Consider the following 18,483-nt stretch of genomic DNA (forward strand, 5'->3'; position numbering starts at 1 on the left):
GGTGAAGATACTTGCCGTTAAATTCTATGCCTCCGCAAAACAAAAAACACTAAAGCCGTAAATGCTTTAGTGTCTTAATGGAACAAGAAGATCTCCTACTTGTTCATGTGCGCCAACATATTCAACAGAACCGTTACCGCCTCAGCTCTTGTTGTATGGCCTTGAGGAACGAATTGATTATTGCCATTCCCTTTCACGACCCCTGCTTGCTGCACGTATGCAACACTGTCCTTCGCCCATGCCGGAATTTTTTTGTCGTCCGCGAAACCGGTTGCCGCACCTGCTTCGATGGCTTGTCCGAGAGCATTTGCCAGCATTACGGCCATCTCTGCACGCGTAACTTCTGCATTTGGGCGGAAGCTTCCGTCCTCATAGCCTTTTAGAATACCAGCTTGTACGGCTTGAGCGATCGCTTTCTTCGCCCAATCTCCGATCCCTGCGGTATCAAAGAAATTCAGCTCCGCTCCATCCCCTTGCGGTTTGATCACATTCATGAGCATCACCGCGAATTCTGCACGAGTCACGGTAGCATTCGGACGAAACGTTCCATCGGTATAACCTGTAACGATGCCCTTGCTCACCGCTTGCTTAATGCTTGCCTCAGCCCAATGTCCGGCGATATCGCTAAATTGAATACCCACAGTGGTATCCGTTGGTTGATCTACGACCATTACCGCATATTTCATAAAATTATAGACTTCTACAGTAATGCGATTCCCGTTCGTCTTGCCGCCGGTCACTTCTTCCCATACCTTCTTCGTTTCATCATAATAGAAGATCGCTGCTCTTTGATCTTTCTTCACGTTTGATGGATCAAAAGCAAAAGTTAGCGTTACCGGTTTAAGGACGTCCTCCGGGAAATTTTTCTGAATCTCATAAATCGAGCTTGCTAGCACTTGCTTACTCGTTAGAAGATTTTGAGTATCCAGCAATTTGCTTGTCGTTAATTTTAGTTCTTTGTTTGCAGCGCCTGCCGGAACAAAAATCGTAACCGCATCTCCAAAGCTAACTTGACCTGATTGGCCTGCGGGCAGCGTTAATTTACCATCAGTAGGCGTACTCGAACCACCGCCGCCACCTGAAGACGAGCTTTGAACCGAATTGATGGTGTAATTGTTGGAGTCGGTGGTGCCCGTGCCCGCATTGCCTGCGAGATCCTGCACACCCGTATTATCAAGCGTGATATGGTTGGTCGTATTTGCTATCCCGGCAGTCGGCGTGAACGTCGCCGTCCACGTGATGCCTCCATCGGATGAACTGACGGCGCTCAACGTGCCGTTCGCGACCGTCAAGTCCGCATTAGTAAAACCCGTCACCGCTTCCGAGAACGTGATCGTTACTAGTGTAGTCTGACCCACTCCCAGCGCCGTATTTGCGACCACAACTGTGGCCGTTGGCCGAACTGTATCGATCGCGTAAGGGTTAGAGTCGGTGGTGCCTATCCCCCTATTGCCTGCGGCATTCTCCACACCCGTGTTATCGAGCGTGATGAGATTGGTCGCATCGTTGACGCCAGCGTTCGGCGTAAACGTCGCCGTCCATGTAATGCCTCCATCGGACGAGCTGACGGCGCTCAGCGTGCCGTTTGCGACCGTCAGGTCCGTATTAGTTAAGCCCGTCACCGCTTCCGAGAACGTGAATGTCACCAGCGATGTATCGCCAATTTTCAATGCTGAATTTGCAACCATAATGGTAGCTGTCGGCATAACCGTATTGATCGTGTAATTGCTGGAGGTAGTGGTACCCGTACCCGCATTGCCTGCGAGATCCAGCACTCCCGTGTTATCGAGTGTGATAAGGTTGATCATACTTGCTATGCCAGCAGTCGGCGTGAACGTCGCCGTCCATGTAATGCCTCCATCGGACGAGCTGACGGTGCTCAGCGTGCCATTCGCGACCGTCAGGTCCGCATTAGTAAATCCCGTCACCGCTTCCGAGAACGTGATCGTTACGAGTGTAGTCTGACCCGCTCCCAGCGCCGTATTTGCGACCACAACGGTGGCCGTTGGCCGATCCGTATCGATCGCGTAATTGTTGGAGTCGGTGGTGCCTGTGCCCGCATTGCCTGCGGCATTCGCCACACCCGTGTTATCGAGTGTGATGAGATTGGTCGTAGCTGATATGCCCGCAGCCGGCGTTAATGTCGCCGTCCACGTGATGTTATCGGATGTACTGAGGCTGCTTAACGTACCGTTCTCAACCGTCAGGTCCGCAAGAGTAAAGCCTGTCACCGCTTCCGAGAACGTGAATGTCACCAGCGATGTATCGCCAATTTTCATTTCCGAATTTGCAACCACAATGGTAGCTGTCGGCATAACCGTATTGATCGCGTAATTGTTGGAGTTGGTGGTTCCCGTACCCTCATTGCCTGCGAGATCCAGCACTCCCGAGTTATCGAGTGTGATGAGGTTGGTCGTATCGTTGACGCCAGCGTTCGGCGTGAACGTCGCCGTCCATGTAATACCATCGGACGAGCTGACGGTGCTCAGCGTGCCATTCTCGACCGTCAGGTCCGCATTAGTAAAACCCGTCACCGCTTCCGAGAAGGTGATCGTTACCGGTGAAGTCTGACCCGCTCCCAGCGGCGTATATGCGACTACAACGGTGGCCGTTGGCCGAAACCAATCGACCGCGTAATTGTTAGAATCGGTGGTGCCCATACCCGCATTGCCTGCAGCGTCCTGCACGCCCGTGTTATCGAGCGTAATGTGGTTATCCTTAGCTAATATGCCCGCAGCCGGCGTTAATGTTGCCGTCCACGTGATGTTATCGGATGTACTGAGGCTGCTTAACGTACCGTTAACAACCGTCAGGTCCGCAAGAGTAAAGCCCCGCACCGCTTCCGAGAACGTGATCGTTACGAGTGTAGTCTGACCCGCTCCCAGCGCCGTATTTGCGACCACAATGGTGGCCGTTGGCCGATCCGTATCGATCGCGTAATTGTTGGAGTCGGTGGTGCCTGTGCCCGCATTGCCTGCGGCATTCTCCACACCCGTGTTATCGAGTGTGATGAGGTTGGTCGTATTTGATATGCCCATAGCCGGCGTTAATGTCGCCGTCCACGTGATGTTATCGGATGTACTGAGGCTGCTTAACGTACCGTTCTCAACCGTCAGGTCCGCAAGAGTAAAGCCTGTCACCGCTTCCGAGAACGTGAATGTCACCAGCGATGTATCGCCAATTTTCAATGCCGACTTTTCAACCATAATGGTTGGTGAAGATGCCGCATAGGCTGCACCGCCTGAATTTAAAACCAGCAGCCCTGTTAGGATGGTCAAAATCAGAAAAATATTCCCTATCTTCTTCATAAAATACATATAATTCTCCCCTCACACAAATAGTAATCCCAATCATCATAGTGGTCTGTGGTATTTGAATCCAAAGTCAACCGCTCAACGTATCCGTTATTGAATTAGGATAAACGAACCTATCATTTTCCCACCTTGGATATCGCACAAAAAACCTCCTAACCTTCAAACCTATCTAACTATAATAGGCGATTGAAAGGAGGTTGTAGTCATACGAAAGTAGTATGTGAATAATATTTATCGGCCTTTTGCTAAGAACTTTTCCACACGCGACTTCATCGCGTCCCGAACCGTTCGAAATTGGTCCATGATTTCTTCTTCGGTGCCGATCGTCTTTGCGGGATCGTCAAAGCCCCAATGCCATTTCACTGCATTTGGATTCGAATCCGCCGTCAGAACTAGACTCTATAGTATCTACTATAGATGTTTTTCCAGAAATCGTAAAACCGTTTAAAAATACAACTTTTCCTTTATTCATTTATGACCCTCCCTCTTTTCTATAGAAGACCAATATTTTAGCCAATCACTAAAGAAAGCTTGTAGTTGGCGTATTCGTTTAATCGTTCTAAAAAGGCACTTAGCTCTGCGTTGGACGGAAAGCGCAGTTCTATTAAATAACAACCTTCGCCGCTAATTTTATGTAATCTCTCGATATATTGCTGGTGATTATCCAAAAAGCCGTGCAATGGCGAATGATTGGCTTCTTTCGTATAAAGATTAAGGTAAGCATGAACGGGACGGCCCAGCTTGTCTGGGTCGGTTACGGCAGTATACCCTTGAATAATGCCCGCATCCTCGAGCTTTTCCACACGCAGCCTTACGGCTTGGGCGGTCATATGCACTTTGGCCCCTAGCTCTTTCATCGTCATTCGTCCGTTTGCCGTCAGCTCATCAATAATGGCAAAGTCGGTTTTATCGAGCATTCGTTATAACCTCTTTCATAAATCAAGTTTTTAGCGCGAATTACTTTCGTTTCTCTGTGTATCCATATCCCAAGATTCGTTAAGGTTATGATATCAAAAGTTAAGGAGAGAAGCGATTTGAAACTGACACAAGTGCGTAATGCAACTTTAAAGCTTGAGTTTGGAGGAAGCCGTTTTCTCATTGATCCATTCTTCGCCGATGCTGGCACACTACCGCCATTTCCGAATACACCGAACAGCGGCCGTAATAACCCGCTAGTGTCATTGCCGGTTTCGGTCGATTCGCTATTAGATGTCGATGCAGTCCTTGTTACACATCTGCATGTCGATCATTTCGATGATACGGCCGTACAGGCCATTCCGAAAGAAATGCCTATTTTTGCGCAATCAGAGGCGGACTCTGTGACGATTCGAGAGAAAGGGTTTGAGCGTGTAGCGGTGTTGGAGAACGATACGAGAATTGGCAACGTCGTCCTGTATAAAAAATCCGGCCAGCATGGTAAAGGGGAAATTGGCAAGCGGATGGGCCAGGTCTCGGGCATTGTTTTTCAACACCCCGATGAAGATACCCTATACATTGCCGGGGATACCGTTTGGTGCGAAGACGTTGAGCAAGCAATTCAAACGTATCGACCAGACGTCATCGTTGTGAATGGAGGAGCAGCGCAGTTCCTTGAGGGCGGCTTGATTATTATGGGTCTAGAAGACGTGCTGCATGTACATGAAGCAGCGCCAAACGCAACAATTGTCGTTTCCCATATGGAAGCTCTTAATCATTGCCTGCTGACAAGAGCAGAGCTTAAAGTGTTTGTCACCGAAAAGAGTCTTAATCGGACGGTCCTTATACCGGAAGATGGAGAAAAGCTTGATTGGCAGAAGGCATAAAATCAAGTGTTTGCTTATACGCCGCTTCAAATTAGAAAACAGGCCGGTTCGCCAACTTGTCGAACCGGCCTGTTTTTGCATTCATATAAATTACTCGTTAATTGATTGATGATTATATTAAGCGAACTCAATCAATTTCTTGTCTATCTCTTCAATCTGTCCAATATCCGCTATACCGTCCCATAAAATAATAGAGCTTGCTTCATCGTTCTCGACAAAATCATCAAGCTGACTGCGTTTCCCCGAAAACAACGCGCCATACTCCGTCCTTTCTGGCCCGTGAAAACTCGGTTGGAGTCTAAATTTCATTAACCCTTTAAAGTCGATTTCTTCGATTACTTGATGGGTTTCCTCATATAATTCTCTAATGACACATTGCCTGGCTGTTTCTCCTGCTTCAATAACACCGCCGGGCAGCTCCCAGCTCTTTCTCCATTTATTTAGCATGAGCAGGTATTTCCCTTGGCACTCCACTACAATTAATGCATGCGTAAGCGGAGCGTCGAGTTCAACAGTATCAAGCTGATTCTCTTCCATTTCTAAAAACTCTAATAAAATATTCCCTCTCGCATCGGTCATAATTGCCATTTCTTAGCCCTCCTTTTTTGTGCAAAAATAAAAAACGCGCTGGACCCATGGTCCCGCGCGTTCTATCGCAGGATGGGAAGCGCGAATAGCGTTAACCCATCCCCATGTTCAGGAATGTGTTAACGCCTCTCATGATGATGAGGTTGTTTGACAATCAAATGATACATTCGATTACCCCATTTCAATTCATTCATGTTATGGCAATAGTATCCACATCCCTCAATGATGTCAAGATTTTCCTACCAGGATATTTAACGAACCTCGACGGCTCGTCTCTCCATAGCATCAATCGCATAGCGCAGCTCTACATCCTGCCCTTCGACATACTTCTCTTTAAACGTCTGCTCGTTTAACGGTACGATCACGTCCGGCACCGCGCCGCCGCGCCCCGTGTAATCACCGTCGCCTTGAATGATATGATCCTCGTTCAGGCTTCTGCCATCGGCTGATTCCACGATATACCCTTCCGGCATCACTACCTCGATAGGGCTGGTCTTCACCCCGAACGAACCGTTTGTCCCGGTGAAGCCGACGATAGTAACATTCGGTTGTCCTTTCAAAACAAGCGGCAGCCCTTCCCCCGAGCTTGCCGTCCGCCCGTTGATTAATAAGGCAATATTTCCTTCGTAATGAGGCTCCGAAGGTTTTATCGTATAATCTTCGCCGTAGTTGATTGCGAATCTTCGTAAATTCCGATTGTAGTAGCTTGCATATCCGTACAACTTCTCCTCTTTAACCAAATGCCCCGCCATCCTTACTGCAATGCCATCCTCCCCGCCAGGATTGTCCCTTAAGTCGATAACCAAGCCTTTGACATGCTTCGCTTCGAACAATTTCAACCAATCGCTCAGCAAATCTACAGGATCGGGAACAGAGGAGCTGGAGAACAAGCTCGCCAGACTAACCTCAGGCATTTCCGCTGTATTCGCAAGAAAGCTCGTAATTCTCACATATCCGTATCCGTTGCTCAACAATTTGCCTTCTACCGGAGGCGCTCCCTTCACGATGCTAACTTTCGTTTTTTTCAGCGTCTCAAACTGATCGTCGTACGCTTGTAGCGTCGCCTTCTTGATTTGTTCGGCACCCTGATTCCTAAACTCCACCTTGACCTCTCGGCCGACCCCGGCTCTGACCATAAACCGGCCGCGATTTATATTTTCGTTCTGATTGGTAGGGGGAGAATCGGTCCACACTGTGCTGTTATAAGCGTTCTTTGCCTCCATCCCATCCCACTTCAAAATTTCTGCGCCCAGCCGGATGCCGCTTCGTTCGGCCGAACTATCCTTGAGAACGAGCGTAACCATCACCCGGCCATCATCCAGTTGGAGCGTGCTTAAGCCGAATCCGCCGCCGACTTCTTCTTTGAAAATCGGATTGCCCGCATATAGTTTCTCGTTCGCAATTCGAACATGGCCGTCACGCAAGGAGAAGAGGTAATCCCTCAATGTCTTGTAATAAAGCACTTTGTCGTTCTCCCTGTCCGCTTGCTCGAAGATCGGCTCATATTTGCTGCGCATGAGCCCCCAATCGATCTTCTTCCATTCCCCGAAAGGATATTCGTCTGCGAAACGCTCGTTTAACCGAACAAAAGCTTCAGCATAACTCAGATCGCTCCAATCGCTGACCGGGTTGTATCGCAGCTCGCCCGCCGACTGAATGGCAACCCCCATGATCAGAATGCTGCTGGCACAGAGAACGGCCCGAATTACGCTGAATAAAATACGCCTCGGCTCATTAGCTCCGGATCGCGGCTTGAATAAACGCTTGAGTGTACATAAGAACACGACGGCCGTTATCGAATAAATCGCTATCGCCAGCAGTGTTGTATCGCCGCTCCATATACTGGCCACAGCGATAACGATCCCCAGGCTGGGCATAAAATCAATCCACCTGCAACGTTTGGCGACAGGCCAGGCATACCAAATTAGCAAAAACAAATTCAGCAAACAAAGCATCATATCATACACGGTCAACCACTTGATCGAATCCATCATCGACATGCTCCTCTAATTCATAAATTCCGCAGCTGCGCGTTCCATCGTCAGTGTGAGGGGGAAATATGAACGGAGCATGAACCAGTGCATCGGTTTATGGCGGGAATGTTGTGAACTCACTCAAACGTCAAAAAACCGGCGCCCAGAAGGCACCGGCAGAAGACGATAATAAATTTGATGATGAAGTGCGTTCACCTTGATTATTGCAATGGCGGCAAGCTTGGAAGTGTGACCGTCATCGTTGTACCTCGGCCAGCCTCGCTATTCGCCTCAATGTCCCCTTGATGAAGGACGACAATCTTCTTTACAATGGCAAGGCCGAGCCCGCTGCCGCTGCTGCTGCGCGAACGGTCCGCCTTGTAGAAACGATCGAAAATGCGGCTCAGTTCTTCCGGCGCAATGCCCGGTCCAGTGTCGCTGATGGCGACAGTCAGCGTACCGCGCTGCTCTAATAGACGAATGGAGATTTGCCCGCCCTCCGGCGTGAATTTTATGGCGTTGCCGAGCAGGTTCAACCACACTTGGCGGAGCTGATCGGCATCTGCCGTTATGTTAATGGCGTCAGGTAACCGCAAGTCCAATTGGATGTGCTTAGCGGACCATTGAGGCTCGCAAGCTACGGCCACTTGGCGGAGCTGTTCGTCGAGATGAAACGTACTAGCTGCGAATGGGTGGTGCTCCGACTCGAGCGAAGCTAGCTTAAGCAGGTTATCGCTTAGGCGGGACAGCCTTTCGCTTTCCGTCACAATAATGTCGAGATAGCGGTCACGGCTTTGCTCCTCCTTGACAAGCTTGTCGTTCTTGAGCGCCCTAGCGAATCCGGATATCGATGTTAACGGCGACTGGATCTCGTGCGAGACGTTTGAGACAAAGTCCCGCCGCATCGTCTCCACTTGCTTGAGCTCAAACGCCATCTCGTTAAAGCTTTGGGCAAGCGCCCCGATCTCGTCCTTGCGCATCACTTTCACAGCCACGTCAAAGTCGCCCTTGGCTAGCCGTTTGGTCGCTCTCGTCAACGCTTTGAGCGGCTTCACTAAGTAGCCCGCAGCAAATAGAATACATACACTGCCGATCAGCAAGACGAGGAGCAATACCGTTAAGAACAGCGATAAAATCATCCCTTCGTTCTTCGACGAGGTTAGTAGGAACATGGCATACGGCTTCTCACCGAATTGAAACGGAAAACCGACAAATACCTTGTCATCCTTCTCATTCGCCTGATAAATCTCACCGCTCAGCACTTGCTGGACGAGCTTCGGTGGAATCTCAAACTTGTCGGGACGATTCGCGCCCAAATACGATTTCATTTGACCGGTGTCATCATAAACGCGTATAGGATAAGTGGTAAGAGGCCCGATACTGCCCATAAACCGATCCAGATCCTTGACCGTCGCCTCTTCATAGACGCGAATTATATTTTCCGCGGCGGTTCGCATCTCATTGTGCTGCAAGTCGTCCAAGTCCTGTTCAAATAACGCACCCCCCAGCAGAGTCGCCCCCAGAAGGGCGATTATAATAACGGCAAGAAACGTCAGTACGACACGAACATACAACGTCTTGATCATGGGTTCACGACCAGTCGGTATCCGAGGCTGCGAGCCGTTTCTATGCGAAAATGCCGCTTCTCGCCAGCAAACCGCGCTCGCAATCTGCGAATATGCACGTCGACCGTCCGGTCATCCCCCTCGTAGTCCATCCCCCATATTTGTACGATCAACTGCTCGCGTGTAAAAATTTGCCCTGGATGGCTCGCCAGCTTAAACAGCAGCTCAAACTCCTTTAAAGGCAGTGTCACTTCTTCTCCTCCCTGCTCGACCTTGAACGTGCGCCGATTGAGCACGACATCGCCAAGCTGGATGATCTGGGACGAGGCGATCCGGTATCGCTTCAGCACTGCCTTGACGCGCAGGACCAGTTCTACCGGATCGAACGGCTTGGTAATGTAATCGTCGGTTCCGAGCTGAAAGCCTTTTACCTTATCTCCCGACTCTCCCTTTGCCGTCACCATCAGGATCGGAATATCCCGCTCCCCGCCGCGAAGCTGCCGGCATAAATCCCAGCCGTCCATTCGCGGCATCATAATGTCCAATACAACGAGATCGATCTCCGTATTCTCTACGATGGAGAGCGCTTCGACCCCGTTCGTCGCTTCCTCGATTTCAAACCCTTCGCCTCTCAAATATAAACCGATCAGTTCGCGGATATGCGATTCGTCCTCGGCGATCAAAATTTTGGCCATCGCGTTCCGTTCTCCTTCGTCCTTGTCTCATCCATCATCTTTTATTTTGTCTAGAAAATGATTCCAGATTGTCTGTTATTCATCATACCATGGAAAATGGTGGGCAATCACTCCGTCGAAAAGAAATAAAAAACCTCCGAAACCAAAGGTCTCAGAGGTTTAGCCACACTCTACTGTTGCACTTCCGTCAACGCTACACCCTTTTAATATTGTCCTTTAATGACAAAAAACGAACCCCGAATAGTTCCGGCCAGCTTCGACTTCTGTCTAGCAAACTTAAACCTTTCCTCTAGCTCCTTGGGTACTTCCATCCCCTCCGAAAGCTTAAAACCGACGGCCCGCTTCTTAGGATCATCAACCGTATACATAACATTGAGCCCCAGACCATCCTCGTAAAAGACGTAGGTAAATTGGATATTTTCCACTTGAAAACGCGACGTTTCCAATGGTTTGGCCGCAAACACAATATCACGTTCTTCTTTCAAGATCCGGTTCACATAATCGAGGCTCTCTTGACTTTCGCTAGCGGGTACAACCGTAAATTCATGCTTGTATTTATTCATAAAATAACGGGCTTCATTGGCGCGCAAGCCGGCAAGCGCTTCTGCTACAGGAGAGGACTCCAAACCAACCGTAGACACGTTTTTAAAATCAACCGTATGTGGCATATTAACCATCCTTTGTCTCATTATTTCTCACTGGTGCGCTAATTAAATCTCTTTAAATACTCGTCAAATATTCGACGTTGTTACGTAAAACCCTTCATTTCGAAAGCTTGTAAAACAAGCTCTCCGTTCATTTCTTCTTGAACCATGTAATCATGGACATCAGCAGAGCCAATCCGGCGAACATGACACATATTGCCCAAGGGTGTGACATCATCACATGGGATTGCCAAGGCCAGATATATTCATTCATAGCCCGGCTCCTGTTGTTTGCGAATCCAGGCAACTGTCAGGAGAATCCCCGGAATAACAAAGAACAGGGGAATCCACAGGTTGTAAGGTAGAATCCGAGTTCCTACAAAGAGATGGTCGGTCACACTTTGAGCCATATTGCTCCCGGTCCACAAGGTGACAGCTGCGGCAATAAGAATCGGCAGACGATAGCTTTGGGAACGGGTGAGCTTACGGATAGCCAGAACCGCTGTTATCAGGTGGAGCGTTACTTTTAACAAAATGGTAGTCATGAAGTACATTACGCCCAGCGCGTCCAGATTATCGAGAAAGTCGCTGATACTGAGCTGCTTCAGCAGCACGAGCAAAGGATAAACGTTCCGTTGAAATACGTTTTCGCCCAGTACCATGATCGCGAACATGTCGAATACAGTAATCGTTATTCCGGATACCATTACGGCAATTAAATTGATTTGAGTCAGCTTACCTTCCTGCTTCAAAAAGGTCCACAGCATCGCAAATTCAATGGTTTCGCCGAAGGTTTGTAAAATGCCAAAGGGCCAGACCGATTTCCATACTCGCCCCCAACCATCGCCCAATATAGGGAGAATATTTGAGAAAATGACGTTTTTGGAGCTTAACAGCAGTAGTAGCTCAAGCAAAAAAGTAATAAAAATAATCGGCAGCAGCAGTCCCGCAAGCCTGAAAATCACTTCAACTCCGCTGAACAGCAAGTAGACGATTACAAGCATCATAGAGCCCAGAATGACCCAAGTAGGCGTACCCGGCAGCAGGGTGACGGGAACCAATCCCTCCAGATCGCTGATTCCCCGGGCAGCGTCATAAATAAATAAAAAGGGATAGAGCCAGGCAATGGGAATGCCCAACCAGGGACCAAACTGTTTAGGGAACCACTCGACCAGCGTCAGACCAGGCATCATTTTGGACAGAGCCGTGTAGCCCATAATCACAAGCGTCCCGATCAAGGCGGATAACAGAATCACAATCCAAGCATCCCGACCGGCATCCGCCGCGAATCCGAAAACGACTGTTGTCCCCAATTGGAAAAAGACTGTAGCGGCAAACAGCTGATACCCGGATACTTTAATCATGAGGCTCCTCCTTTCGTTCTGCTCTTATTCCATCTCAATCGATTTGTTGGTCAGCCCGATTTGGTTGACGCTAATGTGCGGAGCAACAGATACAGTAACTTCAGGAAATACTTTGTCCCATTTTTTGTTATAAATTGTATGCCATTGCTTCGGATGCTGGCGGTAGACCACATGCCCGAGTCCGAGAATATCGCTTTTGTACACCTGCTGTGCCTTTTTGCAGACCTCTTCGATTCTGGCCTTAGCGTTATCACTGACCAGGCCCTCGACATAATCCAAATCTTTCGGATTACTCATATTCAGCTTGGAAGAGTTCTCGTAAATAGATAACTTGGCTTGGATATCCGCCTGTATGAGAACCTCCTTATTGGTAAGGCGGGTTTTATATTTTGTATGCGACTGTAAAATTTGTACACTGAACCGTCCGCCGCCTTTAGCGTCCGGAACATGGATAGTGATCACGACATCCTGCATCCGATTCTTCAGCCACATAGCGCCTTTGGTCTCAGATTCATTCAGCCAGCCAATCAACTTGTCCTTTTGGAACACTGCAGCCCCGCTCAGAGACAGACTCTTGTTTGTCATGTTGCCCGATTCCGCATTTTTGTTCTTGCCTGCCTGAGCCGGAGCAAGTCGCACCTGCGCAGACATAGGGACATCTCCCGGTGCTGTCATCATATCCAGAAAATGCAGCAACCGGACGCTTACATTACGTTCGGACTTGGCTTCATCGCGCAAGATCTCGGAGGATAATTTACCGAATACAGGTTTGAATTGTAATATTTCCTTTGCGTCATTTCGGGTAAACAGAATATGGTTTCTAATCTGCGATTGCTTATATCGCTCAAAAAAATCAAGGACCGGGAGGATGCCGCTTCGCGCCAGTCTTTCACTGATGACAATGACTCTGCTGTGATAAAAAACAATTTTTCGAGGCACCTTCTGCTGGATGAGGCCGTAAGCTTCCATAATCGTATTCCCCTCCGCCGAGAGAATCCAGCCTGCTTTTCCCCCTTGCCTCTCGCCTCCCGACTGGTTCGGTCCCCCCAGCAGTTTCGGAATAGCCAGTTCCAGCGACAGCTGAATCTTGCCTTGCTCTGTCTGATCAAGACCTACGGCGGTGACAATGGCAACTTTATTAACCTCCATCTTGCTCCAGCAGCCCGTCAGCATAAACAAGATTAAACATACTATCATGAACAGGGTTGCCGTTCTCGCTTGCATCTTGTTCACCTCGTTTTCTTACGGTTGCATTAAAGTTCATGCATCGGTTGGTCGCACACTGGACTGGAGCTAAAATGACGATCCGCTAGCGACGACGGATCATGCTACGCCAAGACACCCGAACAATTGTGTCCTTGAGGTTGTTCAAGGAGAGCGGCGATACCGGAGACAAATACGGAATACCGAAAGAACGGAGCCTAAGCATGTGAATGCAAATGACCAGCAGCCCAAGAAAAACTCCGTATAGCCCAAGGGTACCGGCGAGGAACATTAACGGGAAACGAAGCAGCCGTGCGGAAATCCCCAGACCATAGGAGGGAAAAATAAAAGAGGCAATCCCTGTGAACGATACAATAATGACGAGTATGGGCGAGACAATGCCAGCTTGAACGGCAGCTTGCCCGATTACCAGCGCGCCAACGATGCTTACCGCCTGACCTACAGGACGCGGCATGCGAATGCCGGCCTCACGCAATCCTTCAAAGGTGATCTCCATAAGAAACAATTCAATAATGGCCGGAAAAGGTACGGCTTCCCGCGATGATGCAATACTGAGCAGGAGATTGGCCGGCACCATCTCCTGGTGGAAGGTAATGACGGCAACATAAAACGAGGGAAAGACGAGAGCGGCAAGCGCCAGCCAATAGCGAAGCCACCGGGTGACAGTCGAGATCATATACCGCTGATAATAGTCTTCCGGCGATTGCAGCAATCCCAGGAAGGTCGCAGGCAGCACAAGCGCAAAAGGCGTATTATCGATCAAAATACCAACTTTCCCCTCCAGCAGGGCGGCGGCCACCCGATCGGGGCGTTCCGTGTTGAGCAATTGTGGAAACGGGGAATGATTGTTATCCTCTATTAGCTCCTCGATATACCCGCTCTCCAGCACCCCGTCGATTTTGATCCGCTGCAGTCTTGTACGAACCTCGTCCAGCAGCTCCGTCTTTACAACTCCCTCCAGATACGTCAGGACAACTTCAGTGTTGGAGATGTCGCCGATCGTTAGCGGCTCCATCTTCAGCTTGGTTGTCTTAAGCCTGTTGCGGATCATGCTTGTATTGGTGCGCAGCTTCTCTGTAAAGCCTTCCCGCGGCCCGCGGACAGTCGGTTCGGACGGCGCTTCTTCAACAGCCCTGGATTCCCGGACCCTCATGCTGATGATAAGCGCTCGGGAGGCCCCCTCTAGAAGTAGAACGGATTCTCCGGCGGCAACGGCTGCTGCAATAGGATTCATCGCCTTCTCCAGCTTGGTTGTGCAAGTGGAGACTATACTTTTTTGCAAAACAGCCTGGATGTCAGGGTGTCCGGCATTCTCGTTCAGCTCTTGTTCAAACTGTTGCTCTTTATTAATCAAAGGCTCGATCACGAACCTACTGATCAGCGATATGTCCACAAACCCGTCTACAAAAATAATCATTCCGCGATATTTGCCGCAGATCAACAGCTCGTTGAAGACGATATCTTGTGAACGGTCGAAGAGCTCTCTAAAGTACGAGCAATCAGCTTCAAAATTACCGCTCAGGATAGCGCTTTGAGAAGTATCGGAAGTATCCTGCTCCTCCATATACGGAGGCCTGCGTTTATTATGATTGTTACTGCTGCTGAATAGCGACTTTAGCATGAGGATGTCCCTTTGACCATTTGGATTTATTTTCTGGTTATTATGTACATTTTGGATAAAATTATGTTCGCCGTGTAGAAGAATGAGTGTGATGTAGTAGATACGATAATTGAAAACACAAACAGCCTTACACGGATTCAACGCCGCCAATTCGCGTTGAACCTGATAAGGCTGTTCGGTCTGCTTCGGGACCTCTCTTTACACATGTATAAAAGAAATATCTCCAATTGGGGCTCAAACTTAAAATCAGTGCTTGACGCCCTCACTTCAAGTCAAGCACTGATTTCGGTTAAGAGCCCCAATTGGCTTCAGGTCTGCTGATAATTTACGGCAGCAATCAGACAATCGTTACATAAAAAGGTGTAGTAGATCCCCTCACTGTTATCGGCTTGTCCCATATCGATTTGTCCGATAAACATCATCGTATTTGAACAGCAAGGGCATGCGGGATATTCCGCATCCTGTATCCAGGCCGGGTGACCGCCAATTTGAGAGGTGGATACCTCAAGCATCCAATAGGCTCCTTCGTAGGTTCCGATCTTCCTCTCTGACAGCTGCAACTTGTTCCATGTCTGTTGTTCATGTGGCTCTGTTATCGGCAAATAATCAGGAACGGTATTGAAATGACTCCACGAATAGCTGCCATCCAACTCCACCTTCGTAAATACTGTCCCATAGCAGTTACATTGTATACAGGCCGCAATCCTTAGCCTCTCGCCGGAAAGCTTTAAAAATCGAACGCTTGGGTGCTGCAGATGATAATCGAACAGGACCGTTAGTTTCCCTTGGCACCATGGACAAGTCTGGTCATCTGTCTGCAGGGCCGCTACAGCCTCTGCTCCCGCGCTCCCTTCCACATGGACTTCAAACGGATAGCATTCGAGATGGAACAGCCGACGCTTCCGACCGTCTTGATCCAATTCCCAGCCCGCTTCGTGCGCATAGTTCTCTGGGGGAATATAAAGCCTGGATGCCCACTGCGGCGGATTTTCCCTCCATTCCGCGAACAGCCGGACAACCTCTTCATCCCCAATCCAGGCGAGTGCAAGCAATAGATGATTGCGATCATCCGATTCAGATTTGACGAGATGAATCAGTTCATCGCGTATAGACGGTCCCGCTTCCTTGTAGAGAATGCCAGGATCATATTGTTCATTGTGAAAAAGAGCGTTCAATCCTCGCTCGATCCGAGCATTAGTAAAGCAAACCAACGACAGCAGGATGGTCTCTGCTTGATCAAAATCTTCTTGATCGATTAGCGAGATTGCGTATGCCTCTATTCGTTCCCTCTCCACCTCAGACAATTGATGATAGAGTTCCTGCTCACTTTTGTGATAGGGCACGTCTCTCTCAAGCGGATTGTATTTTCTTGGTGCATGCATGATTTTAAGGATCTCCACCGGGTCCTCTATACCATAGTATCGGTCAACATCTTTGCGATGTTGCAAAATATAGGCTTCCTTCTCCATAGCAAGCTTCTTCTGATGGCATGGCATACAGATTCCGCCCGTCTTTAAAGCCGTTGCAGGAAGAATGTTTGCTCCACAGCCGGAGGTTTGGCAAGGTATGCGTTCGCTCATTGTATTCTCTCCCATTTTAAACATGTCTAAGGGCATGTACTGATTTTTATCCTATTCGCTCCCTGGCGCCGAATTCCTTTTTTAAGAAGGCATTGGCAAGCACAAAGAAAGGCGCCGGCTAAAACACAAAAGGCACCCGATCGGATGCCTAAAAAGTAAGAAAGTATTTTATTGCAGCTTATTCATTTGCGAGATCAGGTCGTCGACCGCTTTATCGACCAGGTAGGGGCCGTAATTCCAGTTTTCACGTGATACATTGATGACGCGGTTGTTCTTGATCGCCGGGATTTCTTGATACAGCGGCTCCTTAAAGCGCTCCAGCATATCCGGCAATTCTTCCTCTGTCATCTGTGTAAAGAAGTAGTCGGCCGGTTCGGCTACAAAACCTTCTACCGAAAGCGCTGTGCCGCCGTCCTCGAACTTCTTCAGGTTCTTGGGCATCTCGAAGCCGTAATCCTGATAGATCAGCTTGCCGAGCGTACCACCCGTTCCCCCCATCAGAAACTCTCCTTCATATATAATGAAGGATGTCGCCGTCGTGCCGGGTTCGATCTTCACATCGATCTGATCGCGGATGCGCTGCAGCTTCTCCTCGAATTTGGAGATCCACGCTTCCGCTTCCGTTTTGCGGTTCATGATGTCACCCATAGTACGTAGCGTATTTACGACATCCGGGTCTCCGCCCCAAGCCACTGCAATCGTTGGCGCGATTTTTTTGTAGTTTATATATTTGGAAGGATCAAAATAATCCGGAACGATGATCAAATCTGGCTGCAAGGCTAGAATCTCTTCTACGTTGCCCAGCCCCTCGCCAATGCTCCGCACATCTGCCATTTCCTCTTCATATCGCTTCAGGGTATCCGAATCCGCTCCGACCGGCATTAAGCCGAGAGGCAGCAAATATCCGCCATAGGTAACGACAACGGCTTTTCTCGGATTGACAGGAATTTCAACCTGATTCCCCAAGGCGTCCGTATATTGCCGCGTCTCCAAGGAAGGTGACGAAGTCTGTGTCGTTTCTTCTTTCCCTCCGCTTCCAGTGGATGCCGCTTTCTCATTTGTCGTCTCTGCTCCACCGCACGCTCCGAGCAGCAAGGTCAGCCCGAAGATCAGACAGGCAACCGCTCGTTTTCTCAATAAGTTCATCTCGTCCATGCCCCTTGTCTCTAATTGATATTGATTATTAGTTTCATTAATAACAGAATAACCAACACTTGTTTGCGGTGCAATGAACGTATTGGACCTCGATCTCGGACGATTTGAACCTTTACTATCTAGAAATTGTAGTCTGTATTGCACTGGCGTGATGCCTAAATGTTTCTTGAACTGCTTATTAAAATAGTACAAATCCGAATAACCCACCTGCTCGGCAATATCGAGAATCGGTGTTCTCGTATAGGCTAGCAGATCCTTGGCGCGGTTCATTCGTACCTGTACCAGAAACGTAAGCGGACTGTGCCCGTACTTGTGCCGGAACACCCGGGCAAGATAATGCGTGCTAAAGTGGAACATTGCTGCAATCGTATCCATCGAAATTGCTCTATCATAGTGGCTATCGATGTACGCCGCAATCTCTTCCGCTAAATCCGGCTTCTTGTACTCCTGCTCTGCAATGTGCTGCTGCCGAAACTGCTCCGACACGAATCGGTAGAACAGTCCGATAGCCTGCAGCTTCTCCAATTCCTTGCCCGCCGTCCAAGTTCGGTACATTTGCTCGACCAACGGTCGCAATTGCCAAGGCTGCCTTGCTTGGAATACGTAACTGTTCGAGCCATTCGCATGCTTGTGTACGCCTTTCACGAGATCCAACTGCTTGTACAAAATCAAAACATATTCGTAGGTTTGCGTACTGCAACGGAGCTCCAAGACAGCCCCTTTCCCAGCGTGCAGGAGCTGATCCCGCGTTTCCTTGAGCAGCACGCCATCCAGCAGAAGCTGAGCTTCTCCCTGTACCGCGAATAGGAACGTGTTAGCGGGCAACCGATACGGCAACGGTTCCTTGCCTTTCTGTAACGTAATGTGCCTGATATCCAGTAGCTTGGTTGGAACCGTACCCCATGTGCCGATCGTGAACAGACCCTCCATATGAAACACCCCAAAATCCTGTGACTTT

Annotated in this window: 14 protein-coding genes and 1 pseudogene; 1 reads left to right on the forward strand and 14 read right to left on the reverse strand. The window is 49.1% G+C overall.

All coding sequences use genetic code 11. The features are described 5' to 3' along the window. Positions 1–95: 95 nt before the first annotated feature. From ACFVTB_RS22470 to ACFVTB_RS22485, 4 genes and pseudogenes are all read right to left on the reverse strand, one after another. Positions 96–3,317 carry an Ig-like domain-containing protein gene (locus ACFVTB_RS22470; RefSeq protein ID WP_387754270.1) on the reverse strand — a complete coding sequence of 1,074 codons (3,222 nt, stop codon included), beginning with the start codon at positions 3,315–3,317 and terminating at the stop codon, positions 96–98. A gap of 228 nt (positions 3,318–3,545) precedes the next feature. Continuing rightward, a pseudogene (locus ACFVTB_RS22475) lies at positions 3,546–3,692 on the reverse strand (arsenate reductase); the annotation flags it as partial. Then, entirely contained in the window at positions 3,655–3,786 is a 132-nt protein-coding gene (locus ACFVTB_RS22480) for a hypothetical protein (RefSeq protein ID WP_387754273.1), read from the reverse strand. The pseudogene ACFVTB_RS22475 and the gene ACFVTB_RS22480, both read right to left, overlap by 38 nt. Before the next feature lie 37 nt (positions 3,787–3,823). Further along, on the reverse strand, positions 3,824–4,231 hold the full coding sequence (locus tag ACFVTB_RS22485; RefSeq protein WP_387754276.1) for an Lrp/AsnC family transcriptional regulator: 408 nt from the start codon (positions 4,229–4,231) through the stop codon (positions 3,824–3,826). A gap of 117 nt (positions 4,232–4,348) precedes the next feature. On the opposite strand from ACFVTB_RS22485, the gene ACFVTB_RS22490 reads away from it, so the two are divergent. Continuing rightward, entirely contained in the window at positions 4,349–5,116 is a 768-nt protein-coding gene (locus ACFVTB_RS22490) for an MBL fold metallo-hydrolase (protein ID WP_387754279.1), read from the forward strand. A gap of 117 nt (positions 5,117–5,233) precedes the next feature. Here ACFVTB_RS22490 and ACFVTB_RS22495 read toward each other — a convergent pair whose 3' ends face one another. The 10 genes from ACFVTB_RS22495 to ACFVTB_RS22540 form a co-directional block, all read right to left on the reverse strand. Then, a complete protein-coding gene (locus ACFVTB_RS22495) occupies positions 5,234–5,704 on the reverse strand; it encodes an NUDIX domain-containing protein (RefSeq protein WP_387754282.1) in 471 nt (156 codons plus the stop codon). A gap of 251 nt (positions 5,705–5,955) precedes the next feature. After that, a complete protein-coding gene (locus ACFVTB_RS22500; RefSeq protein ID WP_387754284.1) occupies positions 5,956–7,698 on the reverse strand; it encodes a S41 family peptidase in 1,743 nt (580 codons plus the stop codon). A gap of 200 nt (positions 7,699–7,898) precedes the next feature. Then, positions 7,899–9,263 carry a HAMP domain-containing sensor histidine kinase gene (locus tag ACFVTB_RS22505; protein ID WP_387754287.1) on the reverse strand — a complete coding sequence of 455 codons (1,365 nt, stop codon included), beginning with the start codon at positions 9,261–9,263 and terminating at the stop codon, positions 7,899–7,901. Further along, positions 9,260–9,937 (reverse strand): response regulator transcription factor, encoded by a 678-nt coding sequence (locus tag ACFVTB_RS22510; protein ID WP_387754290.1) that lies wholly within the window; start codon positions 9,935–9,937, stop codon positions 9,260–9,262. Before ACFVTB_RS22510 ends, ACFVTB_RS22505 begins: the two co-directional genes overlap by 4 nt. Before the next feature lie 203 nt (positions 9,938–10,140). After that, a complete protein-coding gene (locus ACFVTB_RS22515) occupies positions 10,141–10,605 on the reverse strand; it encodes a phage tail protein (protein ID WP_387754292.1) in 465 nt (154 codons plus the stop codon). A 242-nt stretch (positions 10,606–10,847) separates the two neighbouring features. Continuing rightward, positions 10,848–11,945, reverse strand: a complete 1,098-nt coding sequence (locus ACFVTB_RS22520) for a GerAB/ArcD/ProY family transporter (protein ID WP_387754295.1) — start codon at positions 11,943–11,945, stop codon at positions 10,848–10,850. A 24-nt stretch (positions 11,946–11,969) separates the two neighbouring features. Then, positions 11,970–13,169 (reverse strand): Ger(x)C family spore germination protein, encoded by a 1,200-nt coding sequence (locus ACFVTB_RS22525; protein WP_387754298.1) that lies wholly within the window; start codon positions 13,167–13,169, stop codon positions 11,970–11,972. Positions 13,170–13,254: 85 nt separating this feature from the next. Continuing rightward, positions 13,255–14,790, reverse strand: coding sequence for a spore germination protein (locus ACFVTB_RS22530; RefSeq protein WP_387754301.1), 1,536 nt, complete (start codon positions 14,788–14,790; stop codon positions 13,255–13,257). Positions 14,791–15,098: 308 nt separating this feature from the next. Then, positions 15,099–16,370, reverse strand: a complete 1,272-nt coding sequence (locus ACFVTB_RS22535; protein WP_387754304.1) for a DUF1963 domain-containing protein — start codon at positions 16,368–16,370, stop codon at positions 15,099–15,101. A 168-nt stretch (positions 16,371–16,538) separates the two neighbouring features. After that, the gene (locus ACFVTB_RS22540) at positions 16,539–18,455 is read right to left on the reverse strand and encodes an ABC transporter substrate-binding protein (protein WP_387754306.1); all 1,917 of its coding nucleotides are present in this window, start codon (positions 18,453–18,455) and stop codon (positions 16,539–16,541) included. Positions 18,456–18,483: the final 28 nt, after the last annotated feature.

This window comes from Paenibacillus sp. NPDC058071 (assembly GCF_042885235.1).
In the GTDB taxonomy this organism is placed as follows: domain Bacteria; phylum Bacillota; class Bacilli; order Paenibacillales; family Paenibacillaceae; genus Pristimantibacillus.

Bases quoted from the DNA above. Each gene is read 5' to 3' on its own strand.
- ACFVTB_RS22470 (WP_387754270.1), bottom strand. From the start codon at position 3,317: ATGTATTTTATGAAGAAGATAGGGAATATTTTTCTGATTTTGACCATC.
- ACFVTB_RS22480 (WP_387754273.1), bottom strand. From the start codon at position 3,786: ATGAATAAAGGAAAAGTTGTATTTTTAAACGGTTTTACGATTTCTGGA.
- ACFVTB_RS22485 (WP_387754276.1), bottom strand. From the start codon at position 4,231: ATGCTCGATAAAACCGACTTTGCCATTATTGATGAGCTGACGGCAAAC.
- ACFVTB_RS22495 (WP_387754282.1), bottom strand. From the start codon at position 5,704: ATGGCAATTATGACCGATGCGAGAGGGAATATTTTATTAGAGTTTTTA.
- ACFVTB_RS22500 (WP_387754284.1), bottom strand. From the start codon at position 7,698: ATGATGGATTCGATCAAGTGGTTGACCGTGTATGATATGATGCTTTGT.
- ACFVTB_RS22505 (WP_387754287.1), bottom strand. From the start codon at position 9,263: ATGATCAAGACGTTGTATGTTCGTGTCGTACTGACGTTTCTTGCCGTT.
- ACFVTB_RS22510 (WP_387754290.1), bottom strand. From the start codon at position 9,937: ATGGCCAAAATTTTGATCGCCGAGGACGAATCGCATATCCGCGAACTG.
- ACFVTB_RS22515 (WP_387754292.1), bottom strand. From the start codon at position 10,605: ATGCCACATACGGTTGATTTTAAAAACGTGTCTACGGTTGGTTTGGAG.
- ACFVTB_RS22520 (WP_387754295.1), bottom strand. From the start codon at position 11,945: ATGATTAAAGTATCCGGGTATCAGCTGTTTGCCGCTACAGTCTTTTTC.
- ACFVTB_RS22525 (WP_387754298.1), bottom strand. From the start codon at position 13,169: ATGCAAGCGAGAACGGCAACCCTGTTCATGATAGTATGTTTAATCTTG.
- ACFVTB_RS22530 (WP_387754301.1), bottom strand. From the start codon at position 14,790: ATGCTAAAGTCGCTATTCAGCAGCAGTAACAATCATAATAAACGCAGG.
- ACFVTB_RS22535 (WP_387754304.1), bottom strand. From the start codon at position 16,370: ATGAGCGAACGCATACCTTGCCAAACCTCCGGCTGTGGAGCAAACATT.
- ACFVTB_RS22540 (WP_387754306.1), bottom strand. From the start codon at position 18,455: ATGGAGGGTCTGTTCACGATCGGCACATGGGGTACGGTTCCAACCAAG.